The following is a 14,046-nucleotide window of genomic DNA, read 5'->3' as shown; positions in this document are numbered from 1 at the left end:
TACTTATGGTTTTTATAAAGCTTGTTTTAAAGCGAATTTTTATTAGCCATATTTTTTACAGTAACATGATATCGTATTTTAAAATTTCTATTACCAAAATCCTTAGTGGAGTAACGCCATGACTGTCAGTACTTATAATCCAGCCGACCATGCAAATCATCAACACGCTCATGGGCATGGCAGTCACGACCATGACCATCATAGTCATAGCCATGCTCCGACGGGTCGCGGTGATGATATCTTGCGGGTTATGCCAACCTTAAATGATTTGCAAAAACCGCATTCTGACCAAGAGTTTATCGAAAAAGCCATGGCAGAAGAGCGCAGCAACCATAAAAATCTGATTGCCTCTAGCCGTGATGAACTGCCATCGGTGACCGTCAATGGTGTGATGATAGATAGAACCGCGATTGCCCAAGAGCTGCAATACCACCCTGCCCCCAATAAAGAAGATGCGGTGTTTCTAGCGACGCAAGCCTTGGTGGTGCGTGAACTCTTGCGCCTTGCCGTTTTAGATGAGCCAAGCCTTGGCGAGACAGCATGGCTTGACGATGAAGAAAAAGCCATCTCTGACTTAATAGAAAAAAACGTGCAAGCAACGATGCCCGATATGGCAACCTGCGAGCGCTATTATAAGCAGAATATCACTGACTTTAAGACCGACCCTATTATGAATGTCCGTCATATTTTGTTGGCATGTCCGCCTGAAGACGGCGATGAACGATTAAAACTTAAAAAAACCGCTTACGAATTTATCGAACAAATCAAAGATAATGCCAACCCTGATGCCGAATTTATCCAACTGGCGCGCCAGCATTCCGCTTGCCCATCGAAAGAGCAAGGCGGCGAGCTTGGCATTATTAATAAAGGTCAGACTGTACCAGAATTTGAAGGCGCGTTATTTAAAATGGATGCAGGACTGGCGCCAAGCCCTATCGAGAGCCGTTACGGTTTTCATGTTGTCGACGTGCTAACCAAAGAGCCTGGCATTCAGATGACTTATGAGCAAGTCAGCCCTGCGATTCATAATAAGCTTAGCCAACAAGCGTTTCACCAATCCTTGTGCGATTACTTATTTACCTTAGCAAATGATGCCGATATCGAAGGTATCGAGATGTCGCTTGAACAAGAAAACATATTCCGCGGCTAAACAATCTATTTTCATTCAATTAATTTTCATATGATAAAGCCGCATTATGATAGGTAGTGATGATATAAAATAGCTCGTATGGTATAACGTATCTTGTTAGGTTATACCATCTCGATAGCTAGATGACTTTAGGGCGTGTCTTCATTTTAAAAATGGTGATAAAAATGAGATAAATTGCAGTCAAACAAGGAAAATAGCGCCGTTAATATCGGGATATTACCTAGCTATTTGATGAAGTTTGGCAAAATTTAGCCATTTTTAGCCCATTTAGATGTCCATCGATTGAATTGAAGACACGCCCTAGTCGTTGTATAAGCTAAATAGCTATCTCAGTTCAATATCAGTTCAATATCAGTTCAATATATATAAATAAAATAAGTAGGGATTTATGATTACTGTCGCAGGGCTTACCGCAAAAATAACGCAGCGTATAGAAACGTATAACAATGACGATTTTCCACTCAGCAAAAGAGACGTCGTAAGCTACGATTTATTAGACAGTCGCAATCATATCTTGGCAAAAGATATCGTCTCGCCGTTTGCTGTCCCTAGACAAAATCTGTCGGCGATGGATGGTTATGCGTTGGCACAAGGCAGTACGCTTGACGCCGAAAGCACGATTGCGATCGTCGGTGAATCGCAAGCGGGCAGTCCTTATAATGGTGACATTGTCGCAGGACAAGGGGTGCGTATCTTTACGGGTGCCGTCGTTCCTGACAGCTGTGATACGGTCATTATGCAGGAAAATACCAATTTTGCCGCTATAAAAGACCGTATTGATAAATCAAAGCCTTATGATATGACGCTTAGCAAAACTGCTAATCCTAATGACAATATCCGTAAGCAAGGCGAAGAGATTGAAGCTAGGGATGTGGTATTACAAAAGGGTAAACGCTTAAATCCTACTGATATCAGCCTATTAGCGAATTTAGGCTTTGATAAGGTCGATGTTTATCAGCCTTTAATCGTTGGTGTACTCGCAACGGGCGATGAATTGGTGGCGATTGGCAATGAGCTGACCAGCCTAGCGCAAATCTATAATTCCAACACCCCGACGCTAAAAACCTTACTCTCAAGCTTACCCGTCACTGTCCGCGATTATGGCATCATTGCTGATGATTTAGATAAAACCACCGCTGCCGTAACCCAAGCGATGCAAGACTGCGACGTCCTTATCTCTACCGCTGGCGTATCGGTTGGTGACTATGACTTTTTAACCACCGTCATTGAGCAGCTAGGGCAGATTAACCATTATAAAGTTGCCATGAAACCCGGCAAACCGTTTGTCTTTGGCGAGTTGACGCAAAATCTTACCAAGCCGGTACTATACTTTGGTTTACCCGGCAATCCCCTATCAACTGTCGTTGGCAGCTTGCAATTTGTCATTCCCGCTTTGTGGCAAATGGCAGGCGCTGCGCCCCAAGAGCGACCCATGCAGCTTAGCCTGACCGCTACCCTTAAAAACGATATCAAAAAATCAGCCGGACGGATGGACTTTCAAAGGGGCATTATGTCGCAGAATGCAGCTGGCGAGTTTGAAGTGGAAAGCTTTAGCAAGCAGCAATCGCACCGTATCAAACAGCTGAGCCACGCCAATTGCTTTATTGTCTTGGCGCAAGACTCTGGCAATATAGCCGCTGGCGAGCAAGTATTGGTTCAGCCTTTTCCTTGGTTATATAGCTAAACGCTGTGTTATTAATAAGGGCTGCACTATTAATCCTTACATAGTGACTTAATGGTTACATAGTTAATAACTCTTTATGCCATTAATCGTGAGAAACTGAGGGTTTACTGTCAAATGCTATCTACTACTTTGGTGGTAGTTTTTAGCTCACTTACGGTGAATGGTTATTTGCGCGCAATCTGTCATAATTAACTATAAATAGAATTTCCCACTCACAACCTGAGGCAACGCCTAAAAGTACACACTATACTTAATATTAATGGTAATCATCTATGAACCATCTTGCCCCCAACGCAGGCAATGTGCAATTGTACTCGCCTGCCGCTGCACCTGCTATTTTTGACGGTGACTTGTCGTCGACAACGGCTCTCTCGTCAACGTATTCTCCGGTCACGCTCTCTCAACCATTAACCGATGGTTTCGCACGACGTCTTACCTATTTGCGTTTATCGATTACTGATTTCTGTAATTTTCGCTGTGAATATTGCCTGCCAGATGGCTATCAAGGCAAACCCCCACAAAACGAACTCAGCGTCACGGAAATTGCTACCCTAATCCGCGGCTTTGCCCAAGTTGGCACCAAAAAAGTCAGGATTACCGGCGGTGAGCCCTCTATACGCCGTGACGTGGTAGACATTATTAAAACCATCAAAAACACCGAAGGCATTGAAACGGTTGCTATGACCAGTAACGGCTATAAGCTCGGTAAGCATTTGGCTGCTTGGCAAGGGGCTGGACTGAATCAAATCAATATCAGTATGGACAGCTTCGATGCCGCTACTTTTCATAAGATGACAGGCTTCGATATGTTGCCGCAGCTGTTGGCTGATATGGATACCTTACTTGCGACCACAGATATTAAGCTAAAAATAAACAGTATTTTAATGGCAGAAACCGCCTTTGAAAATCTGATGAATGCGATCGACTATGTCAAAGATAGAGCGGTCACCTATCGCTTTATCGAATTTATGCAAACCAGCGACAACAGCGATTTGTTTTTTGCCCAGCACGCACAGTCTGACATCATCACCAATTATCTAATCAAGCACGGCTGGCAAACTCATGTCCGTGGCAGCAATGACGGTCCAGCGATAGAATATAGCCATCCAGATTATAAAGGTCGTATCGGCATGATTGCTCCTTATGCTGCCCATTTTTGTGACAGCTGCAATCGTTTACGGGTTAGTAGCCAAGGTAAGGTGCATCTGTGTCTATTCGACCAAGGTAATTACGATATTCGTCCGTATCTCGAGCAAGACGATGTTGCAGGGCTTGTGAATACCCTGCACAGCTTTATGCCGATTAAACCTGAGCATCATCACCTTCACGAATCAAACAGCGGCATGATGAATAACTTGTCGATGATTGGCGGTTAGAATCAAAAATATACTAATAATCAAATTTTTCATTTTTTATCACAAGCGTATTTATTAAGGAACATTCATGAGTAAGCTGCAAGCACCCTTTACCCCGCTTAATATCGCTATTTTAACAGTTTCTGACAGTCGTACTCTTGCAGAAGATACTTCAGGGCAATATTTGGTCGATCAACTGACCGCAGCAGGGCACCAGCTGGCAGATCGTCAGCTGATTATTGATGATATTTATAAAATCAGAGCCGTTATCAGCGGTTGGATTGCCGACCCAGATGTGCACGCTATTATTACCACGGGCGGTACTGGTTTTTATATCCGCGACAGTATGCCAGAAGCGGTTGGCGTCTTGTTTGATAAATCAGTCGATGGCTTTGGCGAGATGTTTCGCTTAATCTCAAAAGACGATATCGGCATGTCGACGATTCAATCTCGCGCCGTGGCTGGTATGGCAAACGGTACGGGTATCTTCTGCCTGCCCGGTTCATCAGGTGCTTGCCGCACTGCGTGGGAAGGTATCTTACAAGAGCAGCTCGATAGCCGCACGCGTCCTTGTAACTTTGTGCCGCACTTTATGCGTACCAACCCAGGTCACGATTGATTGATGCTGCAAGTTGCAGACAGCTCAACCCAAGCAGATGAACTCAGCTGCTTAGCCGGTATCGTTATTTTAGCAGGCGGCGCCTCCAAACGTATGGGGTCGCCAAAAGCTGAGCTTATCTTGCCAACGGGTGAGCGTTTGCTTGATTATCATGTCAGACAAGCGCTTGAATTAAGCGCTGCGATGATGAGCAATCTACCTATTATGATTGCCGATAATGGACGTGGTTTTAGCGTCCATGTAGATTCGATTTACAAAGACATGCAGTCGCCAATTTTCCATATTACTGATTATCTTTCTACTAACACTCTTTCTAGTAAAAGGGTTAGTAGAAAAGATGATAAACCGATTGAAACCGGCGGCGCATTGGTAGCGATTGAGGCAGCGCTGCAATCATTAAAGCGTTTGGCAAATTCAAAGCAATTAACGAAAGAGGCAAACTGGCAACAATCTTGGCTGCTGGTCATTAGCTGTGATAGCCTGATTCCTATCAGCGATTTATGGCAAAAACTGCAACCTTATATCACGCAGGCTGACGGCAAGTCTGTCATTTGTCTAACCGATGACAGCCACTTATATCCATTGTTAGGTTTATATCGTTTAAGTATTGAGCCTGAGTTAAAGCAGTATATTGACAATGGACAGCGGCAGGTCATGAAATTTATTAAGCCGATTGTGCAGCCTGTTCCCTTTACCCAAGCATGGCAAGCGTTAACCAATTTTAATACGCCTAAAGATTTTGCCCGTGCTTGTTTGGCTTTAAACGTCTCATGAACCAAGCGACTTATGAAAAAGTTTATTGAAAAAAACCGACCGTTTAAGAGAAATTTGTTTTCTAAGAGAAATAAAGAATGAATAGTGACAATCCAAAAACCAATAATCAACCAAGCAATCAGTCTGGTTTATCGCATTTAGATAGCGACGGTGATATCACCATGGTTGATGTGAGTGGCAAGACAGCCAGTACCAGAGAAGCGTATGCAAGCGGACAAGTGGTTTTTCCTGCGGACATCTATACGCAAATCAAAGCCGCGGACGGTATGACCAAAAAAGGCAGCATTACTCAAACGGCTCATATTGCTGGTATCATGGCAGCCAAACGTACCCATGACCTCATTCCACTTTGTCACCCCCTGCCCTTGGATAAAATTAGCTTAAGCTTTGCATACGATGATGTCCACCATAGTATTACCGTCACCGCCACGGTGAAAGTCACCCATAAAACTGGAGTAGAAATGGAAGCGTTAACCGCCGTTAGCGTCGCCTGCTTGACTATTTATGATATGACCAAAGCCATCTCGCATGACATTGTGATTGATAATATCCATCTTATGAAAAAAACCGGTGGTAAATCCGACTATCAGCATAAGTAAGAATGATTTAAAAAAATAAAGTTCTGAGAAGCATACCGTTAGACAGTGAATAAGCAGTTTATAAATAAGGGAGATTGCTATGAGCACCTTAGTAGAAAGCAATACAGACTCTAAATTAGAAACCATGATGAATATTAACGTCTTATATTTTGCCAGCTTAGCCGATGAGGCCAATTGCCATGAAGAAAAAATCACGGTGCCACAGTCGACTTCATTGACCGAACTCTATGAGCAGCTGCGCCAAAAGCATCGTTTTAGCCGTCCGCAGTCGGAGCTACGCGTGGCGGTAAATGACTATTTTGCCAAGTGGACGGATGAGATTTATGACGGCGATAGCGTGGTTTTTATCACGCCAGTGGCTGGTGGTTAATTTAACATAGATTTTTATTAACCTACTTATTCATCCTTTTTTATCAATCTACTTTTTATGAGCGCCGTAACTTTACGCGATGCTTAAAAGTTAAAAATCTTGTTAAACGAACTTGCTAAATAATAGGCAGAAAAAATGACAGACAACGTACATGGGCAATCTATGAGTATCAAACGTAGCATCGATGAAGCGTACCTCATCGCTGAACGTGATGGTTTTGCGCTGTTAGATACCGATATTGACGAAAGTCGCCTTAAAAAGACGCTCGATAATGACAGCTGCGGCGCCTTTGTCTGCTTTGAAGGCCGCGTACGCAATCATAATAATGCCACGAGTGTTAATCGTCTAACCTACTATGGCTATGAAGATTTGGCCATCAATCAAGGCCGAGCCATCATTGAAGAAGCCAAAAAGCGTTTTGAGATTCTCGATGCCATTGCTATCCATCGCATTGGCGCGTTAGAGATTGGCGATGTAGCAGTTTGGGTTGGTGTGGTTTCTGCCCATCGCTATCCTGCTTTTGACGCTTGCCGCTGGATATTAGATACGATTAAAGCCGATATTCCGGTGTGGAAACAAGAATATTACCAAGATGATTCTTCAAAATGGCTGAGTAATAATGGTTAATTAACGGTTAATTAACGGTTAATTAATGACGACTCACTCAATAACATTGATGAAAAATATGTAGTCGTGATATGCATATCGTTTAGAAAATAATTAAGCCAATAACTATAAACAACTGATATATACTGCAAAATTATTAATTCTTACTGACTATTGTTCTTTTTTTAAAGTAGAGGATTTAGGTTATGCTATCAAAATCATCAAATGCTCAGCATCAACCCATTACCAATTTGTCTTATTTAAAACGGTCTAAATCGATAGCAATATTGGGCGCATCCGCGTGCTTGGCTTTGACGTTAGGCGCTTGTAGCCAAGAAAACAGCCCTAATGAAACGGCGACCGTTGCAGAAAACGCACCACAGACCACTCAACCTAGTGAAGCCATTCGTATTGCTGCCGCCGCCAATTTATCAGATGTATTGTCTGAAATCATCGAAGGCTATAAAAAAGATAAGAACCTGCCCAATCAAGAGATTGAGGTTACCTTTGCTTCTTCAGGTAAGCTATATTCGCAAATCACTGCCGGCGCACCTTACGATATTTTTTTAGCCGCCAACCAAGAGTTCCCCGCTAAATTGGTCGATGAGATGTTTAAAGGTGACAGCAGCCATACGCCGTTTACCTATACTCAAGGTCAACTCTCCATTTATAGCGCGACCAAGCCGGTTGATAGCTTGAATCAGAGTACACTGACGGAGCTATTAAAGCGTGATGACAAGACGAAAATTACTATTGCCAACCCTGAGCTTGCGCCTTATGGCGAATCTGCCAAGGCTTATTTACAAGCACAAAACCTTTACGACTCTCTAACGGCACAAAAGCGCATCATTCAGGCGGAAAATATTGGCCAAGCTTTTCAATATGCCCATACGGGTAATGTCGATTATGGTTTTGTGGCTCAGTCGCAAGTGACCGCCACCAAAGCGACGCCCGAGCAATTTTATATTTTACCAGCCGACTCTTATCCTGCTATCCTGCAGGACGGTATCGTTATTACCGATATCGCTAGCGCCGCAGATTTTACCGATTATCTGCGCTCGCCTGCTGGACAGGCTTATTTTGCTAAAGCAGGTTATTTGGCTGTTAAGTAGCTTTTTTGTAGCAATCTATCGAGAGAATAAGTACGGCTTAGGTTTGCTCAAGTGAATACTTTAGCCCTTTGATAAGCTTGCCTGCGTGAAATAAGTGAAATGTGACATAAGTGACACGTTATCAAGGCAAGCGATCTATAAATAAAGTAGCAGCATAAATAATGTCCTATCAGCGGCGCACTGGATAAAAGGTAGATAGATAATCACGCTATGATGTCCCAGTTTCTTATCTCAGACATGCTGCTGCCGGTATGGGTAAGCATCAAGCTTGCCAGCATTACCACCCTTTGCTTATTGTTGTTTGCAACGCCACTCGCCTATTGGCTTGCCAAGCCTAGCCGCGGAAATGTCGTTGGACGTATAAAAATTCTATTGATGGGCATCATTGCGATGCCCCTTGTTTTACCGCCTACCGTCATTGGTTTTTATTTATTATTACTGCTAAGCCCGAGCGTCGGTATTGGTCAATGGCTTATCGAGCATAATATCAGCCCTTTGGTTTTTACCTTTGAAGGGCTGGTAATTGGCTCTATCATCTACTCCTTACCCTTTTATATTCAGCCTGTCTATGCTCAGTTTTTGCGTATTCCCCAAAGCGTCATGGAAGTGGCAAGCTTATTAGAGCCTAGCCGTCTTAGACGTTTTATAAAAATTGTCCTACCGCAAGCGCGCATTGGCATCATTCTAGGAGGCTTAATCAGTTTTGCGCATACCATTGGCGAATTTGGCGTGGTACTGATGATAGGTGGCAGCATTTCAGGTGAGACCAAGGTTGTCTCTATTGCGATATATGAGCAAGTAGAGGCGCTAAATTATGAAGCAGCGCACCTGATGTCGGGGATTCTTATTATTATGGGGGTTATTATGGTGGCGCTGATTGCTGCTGTCAGTCGGCTTAATCAGCGCCCATAAGCACTTGTTTTATAAACCCCTAACAAGTCAAATTTCTTGTTGTAAGCAATCAAACTTCTGGCTTACGGCTTTTTTTCGCCAAATCCAAATCGTTGGCATAAGCAAATAAAGCCGGCGCACCACCAGTATGCCAGAATAAAACGCTGTCAGTTTCTTTGATTTTTCCCGTACGAATCATATCGATAAGCCCGCCCATCGCGCGACCAGTGTAAACAGGGTCGACCAATATCCCTTCTGTTTGCGCCGTTAAAGCAATCGCCTCATTTTCTAATGCGCCCACTACGCCATAGCCTTCACCAACATAATCAGAGTTAAGAATCAAATCTGACTCGGTAAACTCGTAATCTGTCTTGATTAATTTTGCCGTATTATTAACAAGCGCCAAAGTATATTGATCAAAGGCGACTTTATCGGTTTCGCCTTTATCAATATTAATACCGACGATTTGATAAGGTGAGTTAAAGATTTTGTTGCCAAGCATTAAGCCCGCTTGCGTGCCGCCAGAGCTTGAGGCAAACACGATGTGGGTCAAGGAGAAGCCCATGCTTTGACGCTGCGATTCTAGCTCTTTAAACGCCTCTACAAAGGCTAACGCCCCAAGCTCGCTTGAACCACCGTACGGCACCACGTAGACGTTTTTACCTTGGTTGGTTAATTGCTCAACGATGCGAGGAATATCCTCGCCTTTGCGATGATTGCCTGCCCAGTGGATATGGCAACCAAACAGCTTATCTAGCAAGAGATTGCCATTTGCCTGCTCCGGCTCTTCGCCGCCTAAGACTAAATGACACTCCAGTCCTAAGCTTGCCGCCGCTGCTGCTGTCTGACGGCAATGGTTTGACTGTATCGCGCCCGCAGTGATGATGGTATCGGCACCTTTGGCAAGCGCGTCACCGAGGATAAATTCAAGCTTACGGGTTTTATTGCCACCCAATGCCAGCCCCGTATTGTCATCTCTTTTCATATAGATTTTGGGACCGCCCAAGGCTGCACTCAATCGTTTCAGCTCAACCAGAGGGGTTGGAAAAAAGCCTAGCAGCTCTCTAGGTATGTGGTTATATTCCATGTTATTTTCTATCCCTACTATCAATAGCCATGTAGAAATTATCTGTTAGCACAGCATACAATAGAAATATAAGTCACGCCGCTACTATTTAAAACGAGCAGACACAAAAAAACCCCAAACAATCTAATGTTTGAGGCGAAACTTGCTTAGACTTAACAGTCTAAATTCGTTTTCTAATACTACAAAAAATGGCGCAGCGGACGGGACTCGAACCCGCGACCCCCGGCGTGACAGGCCGGTATTCTAACCAACTGAACTACCGCTGCTTAGGTCGTCTTTAGCATGTCGTCTTCTAAAAGACCCACTCGCTAAATGAGTGGTGGGTGATGACGGATTCGAACCGCCGACATTCTGCGTGTAAGGCAGACGCTCTACCAACTGAGCTAATCACCCTGAGAAGCGTTAAAAAATTGCACTGCAATTTTAGCTTCGCAAGGGAAATCCTTTAAATAGGATTTCCTGAAAGCTTTAACAATCAAAGCTGTCACCCTTTGAATAACTTTCAACAGAAGAGAACTAACTAAAGCCTCGCTCTGTGGGTGTGTATTATATAGATTTACACATGGCTGTCAAACCCTATTTGCCTTTTTCTTGCGTATTTTTTCCTAATTTAGCGGCAATTTATGCAAACCTATGTTTTTATTGGCTTTATATTTTATATAAAACCAATAATTTCTCTAGCTTATTATTTATTTGGCCGCCAATGCTTGTTCGATATCTGCTTTTAAGGCATCAGGCTTGGTGGTTGGCGCATAACGGTCAATCACTTGCCCATCGGTGCCAATTAAAAACTTAGTAAAATTCCATTTGATACCATCTGTCAGCAGCCCGCCTTTTTGGTCTTTAAGCCAATCAAAAATCGGATGGGCGTCTTTACCATTGACATCAATTTTTGCCATCATTGGAAAGCTGACGCCGTAATTTTTTTGGCAAAACGCGCCAATCTCCTCGTTAGTACCGGGGTCTTGCGCGCCAAACTGATTACAAGGAAAGCCAATCACCACCAATCCTTGCTCTTTATATTGTTGATACAGCGCCTCTAGGCCTTCAAACTGTGGCGTAAAGCCACATTTGCTGGCGGTATTGACGATTAATAATACTTTGCCTTTATAGTCAGCAAAGGCTTGCGAGGTGCCGTCCATACATTCAGCGGTAAAATCGTAAATAGTGCTCATGATTCATCCTTAAATTGATTGTTTTATTATTTTTACTATTAACATGCGTACTGATAAGAAAAAAGGAAGCACTGCGTACTTCCCTTTTATCATGCCAACTTTGGCTAAAATATTGATTATATTAATACTTATTATTCAGCTTTATCCAAATCGATAGACACTGAGTTGATACAGTAGCGCATACCGGTGGTCTCACGTGGACCATCAGGGAATACGTGTCCCAAATGCGCGCCGCAATTGCTACACGTCACTTCGGTACGGCGCATGCCAAGTGAATTGTCTTCGTGCTCATCGATAGCGCTATTATCGATACTCTGATCGAAGCTTGGCCAGCCGCAACCGGCGTCAAACTTATTGTCCGACTCAAACAAGCTGGCACCGCAGCCTTTACAGCGGTAGATACCTTTATCATTGACGTCGTTATAAACGCCAGTAAATGGGCGCTCTGTGCCCTTCTCGCGCATGACGTGATACTCATCGGCAGTGAGGCGCGCTTTCCAATCTGCGTCGGTCAATTGGCTGATTTCTTCTTTGCTTAATTGATTGTCTTGCATCTTTTATCCTTATTAAATGATTGGTTATCTCATTTGCGGTGTGTCAGTTACTGACCAATTTATCGTACGTTTTTATAAAAACGCTAGGCTTTATCTGCTGCTGATTGTCTGACTATTCAAGGTAGTGACTATAAAAGTCCTCAATCTAGCAGTGTAAAGTTTCAGGTTTAAAGAAATAACATTAGAGATAGAAAGATAAAATATAGCAAATTACGCTGCCGCCTCAATCATTAAAGTTGTAATTTTATTAAACGAGCATTTGGCTCATTTTTTCATTGCTGAAAAATCACGATAGATTGCAAGTTATTCTTGCATTAAATATCAACTTTATAAAAATTCTGTCTTTAGGCTTGCATTAATAAAGTGTATGCAATAATATCTTGCATTAGGAATAGATTATCTTTAATAAAAGGCTTAAACAACAATGGCTGATAGCGAATTTTCCCAAGCTCCTCAAAGTACGCAAGCCGAACGACTGGTACAACTGCGCCGCGATAAAGGCATGACCGCCGAGCAATTGGCGCAGGCGATGACGGCAGCAGGTGCCAAGGTGAGTCGTGGTGCGATTTCTAATTGGGAGCGCGGCACCAATGGCATCGTGTCATCGAAGCTGCCGACCCTAGCGCGTATCTTAGGCTGTAGTGAAGGCTATTTATTACGTGGCGATTTGCAAAACGACATGGATAGCGTTGCTAATTCAAATCAACCTATCAATTCTTATAATAAAACCAATAATCATAATAAAAACGAAACGCCTAGGCAGCAAAGCGTAACCCATACTTCTACCGCAAATTTACAACCCAACCCGATAAGTGGTCACTCTATGAATCCAATTAAAAAATCCGATAAATTACAAAACGTTTGCTACGACATTCGTGGTCCGCTTTTGCAAACAGCCAATAAAATGGAAGCTGAAGGTAAGCGTATTTTAAAGCTGAATATTGGCAATCCGGCGCCGTTTGGCCTTGAAGCACCGCATGAGATTTTGCGCGATGTAGCGATGAACCTGCCAGAAGCGACAGGATACTCGGACTCGCAAGGGATTTTTGCGGCACGTAAGGCGGTCTTGCAATATTATCAATCAAAAGGTCTGCTATCAGCTGTCGATGTGCGCGATGTATATTTGGGCAACGGCGTCTCTGAGCTGATTGTGATGACCATGCAAGCGCTCATGAACGATGGCGATGAGGTGCTTGTGCCAATGCCCGACTACCCGCTTTGGACAGCAGCGGCCAACTTAGCAGGCGGTACAGCGGTGCACTATCGCTGTAATGAAGACGACAATTGGCATCCTGATATCGAAGACATCAAAGCTAAGATTACGCCTAAAACCAAAGGTATTGTGGTGATCAACCCCAATAACCCAACGGGCGCACTGTATAGTGATGAGGTATTATTACAAATTATCGACGTCGCCAAAGAGCATGATTTAATCATCATGGCCGATGAGATTTATGACCGTATTCTTTATGATGATATGGTGCATACGCCGATGAGCACCTTGACCGATGACGTGCTGGTATTGTCTTATAACGGCTTATCAAAGTCGCACCGTATCGCTGGTTTCCGCGCGGGCTGGATGATGGTTTCGGGTAAAAAAGACCATGCTGCCGACTTTATTGAAGGCTTAGATATGCTGGCGTCTATGCGCCTATGCTCAAACGTCCAAGGGCAATATGCTATTCAAACGGCGATGGGCGGCTATCAAAGTATGAAAGAGCTCACTTCAAAATCAGGACGGCTATCAAAGCAGCGCGAAATGGCCGTTTCACGTCTTAATGCCATTAAAGGTATTTCTTGCACCATGCCGCAAGGGGCGTTTTATTGCTTTCCAAAGATGGACCCTGAGGTTTATCCTATCAAAGACGATATGCAGTTTATGATGGATTTATTGATAGAAGAAAACGTCTTAATGGTACAAGGGACCGGTTTTAATTGGGATGCACCTGACCACTTCCGCTTGGTGTTTTTGCCCAATCTGCATGATTTAGAAGATGCCATGGATAGATTGGACCGCTTCTTTGCCAAAAAACGTAAGCAGTTTGGTACCGAGTAATCATTCAAACTTGT

The 14,046-nt window shown here is 43.5% G+C and carries 14 protein-coding genes and 2 tRNA genes; 11 read left to right on the top strand and 5 right to left on the bottom strand.

Annotated elements, in window-relative coordinates; translation table 11 throughout:
• Positions 1-250 precede the first annotated feature (250 nt).
• From ACPEGP_RS00740 to modB, 10 genes are all read left to right on the top strand, one after another.
• Positions 251-1,150 carry a peptidylprolyl isomerase gene (locus ACPEGP_RS00740; RefSeq protein ID WP_373681943.1) on the top strand — a complete coding sequence of 300 codons (900 nt, stop codon included), beginning with the start codon at positions 251-253 and terminating at the stop codon, positions 1,148-1,150.
• 388 nt (positions 1,151-1,538) lie between these two features.
• Entirely contained in the window at positions 1,539-2,834 is a 1,296-nt protein-coding gene (gene glp / locus ACPEGP_RS00735; RefSeq protein ID WP_423813632.1) for a gephyrin-like molybdotransferase Glp, read from the top strand.
• 272 nt (positions 2,835-3,106) lie between these two features.
• The gene (moaA, locus tag ACPEGP_RS00730) at positions 3,107-4,210 is read left to right on the top strand and encodes a GTP 3',8-cyclase MoaA (protein ID WP_423813631.1); all 1,104 of its coding nucleotides are present in this window, start codon (positions 3,107-3,109) and stop codon (positions 4,208-4,210) included.
• A gap of 67 nt (positions 4,211-4,277) precedes the next feature.
• Positions 4,278-4,808 carry a molybdenum cofactor biosynthesis protein B gene (moaB, locus tag ACPEGP_RS00725; protein ID WP_089555991.1) on the top strand — a complete coding sequence of 177 codons (531 nt, stop codon included), beginning with the start codon at positions 4,278-4,280 and terminating at the stop codon, positions 4,806-4,808.
• 3 nt (positions 4,809-4,811) lie between these two features.
• Positions 4,812-5,582, top strand: a complete 771-nt coding sequence (gene mobA / locus ACPEGP_RS00720) for a molybdenum cofactor guanylyltransferase (protein ID WP_423813630.1) — start codon at positions 4,812-4,814, stop codon at positions 5,580-5,582.
• Between the two features lie 77 nt (positions 5,583-5,659).
• Positions 5,660-6,181, top strand: a complete 522-nt coding sequence (moaC, locus tag ACPEGP_RS00715) for a cyclic pyranopterin monophosphate synthase MoaC (protein WP_102077824.1) — start codon at positions 5,660-5,662, stop codon at positions 6,179-6,181.
• A 79-nt stretch (positions 6,182-6,260) separates the two neighbouring features.
• Positions 6,261-6,551, top strand: a complete 291-nt coding sequence (locus tag ACPEGP_RS00710; RefSeq protein WP_201588773.1) for a MoaD/ThiS family protein — start codon at positions 6,261-6,263, stop codon at positions 6,549-6,551.
• 135 nt (positions 6,552-6,686) lie between these two features.
• Positions 6,687-7,178, top strand: a complete 492-nt coding sequence (locus tag ACPEGP_RS00705) for a molybdenum cofactor biosynthesis protein MoaE (protein WP_102077822.1) — start codon at positions 6,687-6,689, stop codon at positions 7,176-7,178.
• 185 nt (positions 7,179-7,363) lie between these two features.
• Entirely contained in the window at positions 7,364-8,269 is a 906-nt protein-coding gene (gene modA, locus ACPEGP_RS00700; RefSeq protein WP_423813629.1) for a molybdate ABC transporter substrate-binding protein, read from the top strand.
• Positions 8,270-8,479: 210 nt separating this feature from the next.
• A complete protein-coding gene (modB, locus tag ACPEGP_RS00695; protein WP_423813628.1) occupies positions 8,480-9,181 on the top strand; it encodes a molybdate ABC transporter permease subunit in 702 nt (233 codons plus the stop codon).
• A gap of 49 nt (positions 9,182-9,230) precedes the next feature.
• Here modB and ACPEGP_RS00690 read toward each other — a convergent pair whose 3' ends face one another.
• From ACPEGP_RS00690 to msrB, 5 genes are all read right to left on the bottom strand, one after another.
• The gene (locus ACPEGP_RS00690) at positions 9,231-10,247 is read right to left on the bottom strand and encodes a D-cysteine desulfhydrase family protein (protein ID WP_423813627.1); all 1,017 of its coding nucleotides are present in this window, start codon (positions 10,245-10,247) and stop codon (positions 9,231-9,233) included.
• A 189-nt stretch (positions 10,248-10,436) separates the two neighbouring features.
• A tRNA-Asp gene (locus ACPEGP_RS00685) sits at positions 10,437-10,513 on the bottom strand.
• A gap of 51 nt (positions 10,514-10,564) precedes the next feature.
• Positions 10,565-10,640 (bottom strand) — tRNA-Val (locus ACPEGP_RS00680).
• A gap of 296 nt (positions 10,641-10,936) precedes the next feature.
• Complete coding sequence (locus tag ACPEGP_RS00675) at positions 10,937-11,422, bottom strand: glutathione peroxidase (RefSeq protein WP_201588765.1); 486 nt, start codon at positions 11,420-11,422, stop codon at positions 10,937-10,939.
• A gap of 131 nt (positions 11,423-11,553) precedes the next feature.
• Positions 11,554-11,976, bottom strand: coding sequence for a peptide-methionine (R)-S-oxide reductase MsrB (msrB, locus tag ACPEGP_RS00670; RefSeq protein ID WP_144297195.1), 423 nt, complete (start codon positions 11,974-11,976; stop codon positions 11,554-11,556).
• Between the two features lie 424 nt (positions 11,977-12,400).
• On the opposite strand from msrB, the gene ACPEGP_RS00665 reads away from it, so the two are divergent.
• Positions 12,401-14,032: an aminotransferase class I/II-fold pyridoxal phosphate-dependent enzyme gene (locus tag ACPEGP_RS00665; protein WP_423813626.1), complete on the top strand. Its 1,632-nt coding sequence runs from the start codon at positions 12,401-12,403 to the stop codon at positions 14,030-14,032.
• The last annotated feature ends 14 nt before the right edge of the window (positions 14,033-14,046 follow it).

Origin of the sequence: Psychrobacter sp. 219-2-C (assembly GCF_049560815.1) — a bacterium.
GTDB classification, from domain to species: Bacteria; Pseudomonadota; Gammaproteobacteria; order Pseudomonadales; family Moraxellaceae; genus Psychrobacter; species Psychrobacter faecalis.
The sequence above is the reverse complement of the archived record's forward strand: the minus strand, read 5'-3'. Positions and strand labels throughout refer to the sequence as shown.

Excerpts from the sequence above, each read along its gene's own strand:
- modA (WP_423813629.1), top strand. The coding sequence starts at position 7,364 with ATGCTATCAAAATCATCAAATGCTCAGCATCAACCCATTACCAATTTG.
- glp (WP_423813632.1), top strand. The coding sequence starts at position 1,539 with ATGATTACTGTCGCAGGGCTTACCGCAAAAATAACGCAGCGTATAGAA.
- msrB (WP_144297195.1), bottom strand. The coding sequence starts at position 11,976 with ATGCAAGACAATCAATTAAGCAAAGAAGAAATCAGCCAATTGACCGAC.
- modB (WP_423813628.1), top strand. The coding sequence starts at position 8,480 with ATGATGTCCCAGTTTCTTATCTCAGACATGCTGCTGCCGGTATGGGTA.
- moaC (WP_102077824.1), top strand. The coding sequence starts at position 5,660 with ATGAATAGTGACAATCCAAAAACCAATAATCAACCAAGCAATCAGTCT.
- ACPEGP_RS00690 (WP_423813627.1), bottom strand. The coding sequence starts at position 10,247 with ATGGAATATAACCACATACCTAGAGAGCTGCTAGGCTTTTTTCCAACC.
- ACPEGP_RS00705 (WP_102077822.1), top strand. The coding sequence starts at position 6,687 with ATGACAGACAACGTACATGGGCAATCTATGAGTATCAAACGTAGCATC.
- ACPEGP_RS00710 (WP_201588773.1), top strand. The coding sequence starts at position 6,261 with ATGAGCACCTTAGTAGAAAGCAATACAGACTCTAAATTAGAAACCATG.
- moaA (WP_423813631.1), top strand. The coding sequence starts at position 3,107 with ATGAACCATCTTGCCCCCAACGCAGGCAATGTGCAATTGTACTCGCCT.
- mobA (WP_423813630.1), top strand. The coding sequence starts at position 4,812 with ATGCTGCAAGTTGCAGACAGCTCAACCCAAGCAGATGAACTCAGCTGC.
- ACPEGP_RS00740 (WP_373681943.1), top strand. The coding sequence starts at position 251 with ATGCCAACCTTAAATGATTTGCAAAAACCGCATTCTGACCAAGAGTTT.
- ACPEGP_RS00665 (WP_423813626.1), top strand. The coding sequence starts at position 12,401 with ATGGCTGATAGCGAATTTTCCCAAGCTCCTCAAAGTACGCAAGCCGAA.
- ACPEGP_RS00675 (WP_201588765.1), bottom strand. The coding sequence starts at position 11,422 with ATGAGCACTATTTACGATTTTACCGCTGAATGTATGGACGGCACCTCG.
- moaB (WP_089555991.1), top strand. The coding sequence starts at position 4,278 with ATGAGTAAGCTGCAAGCACCCTTTACCCCGCTTAATATCGCTATTTTA.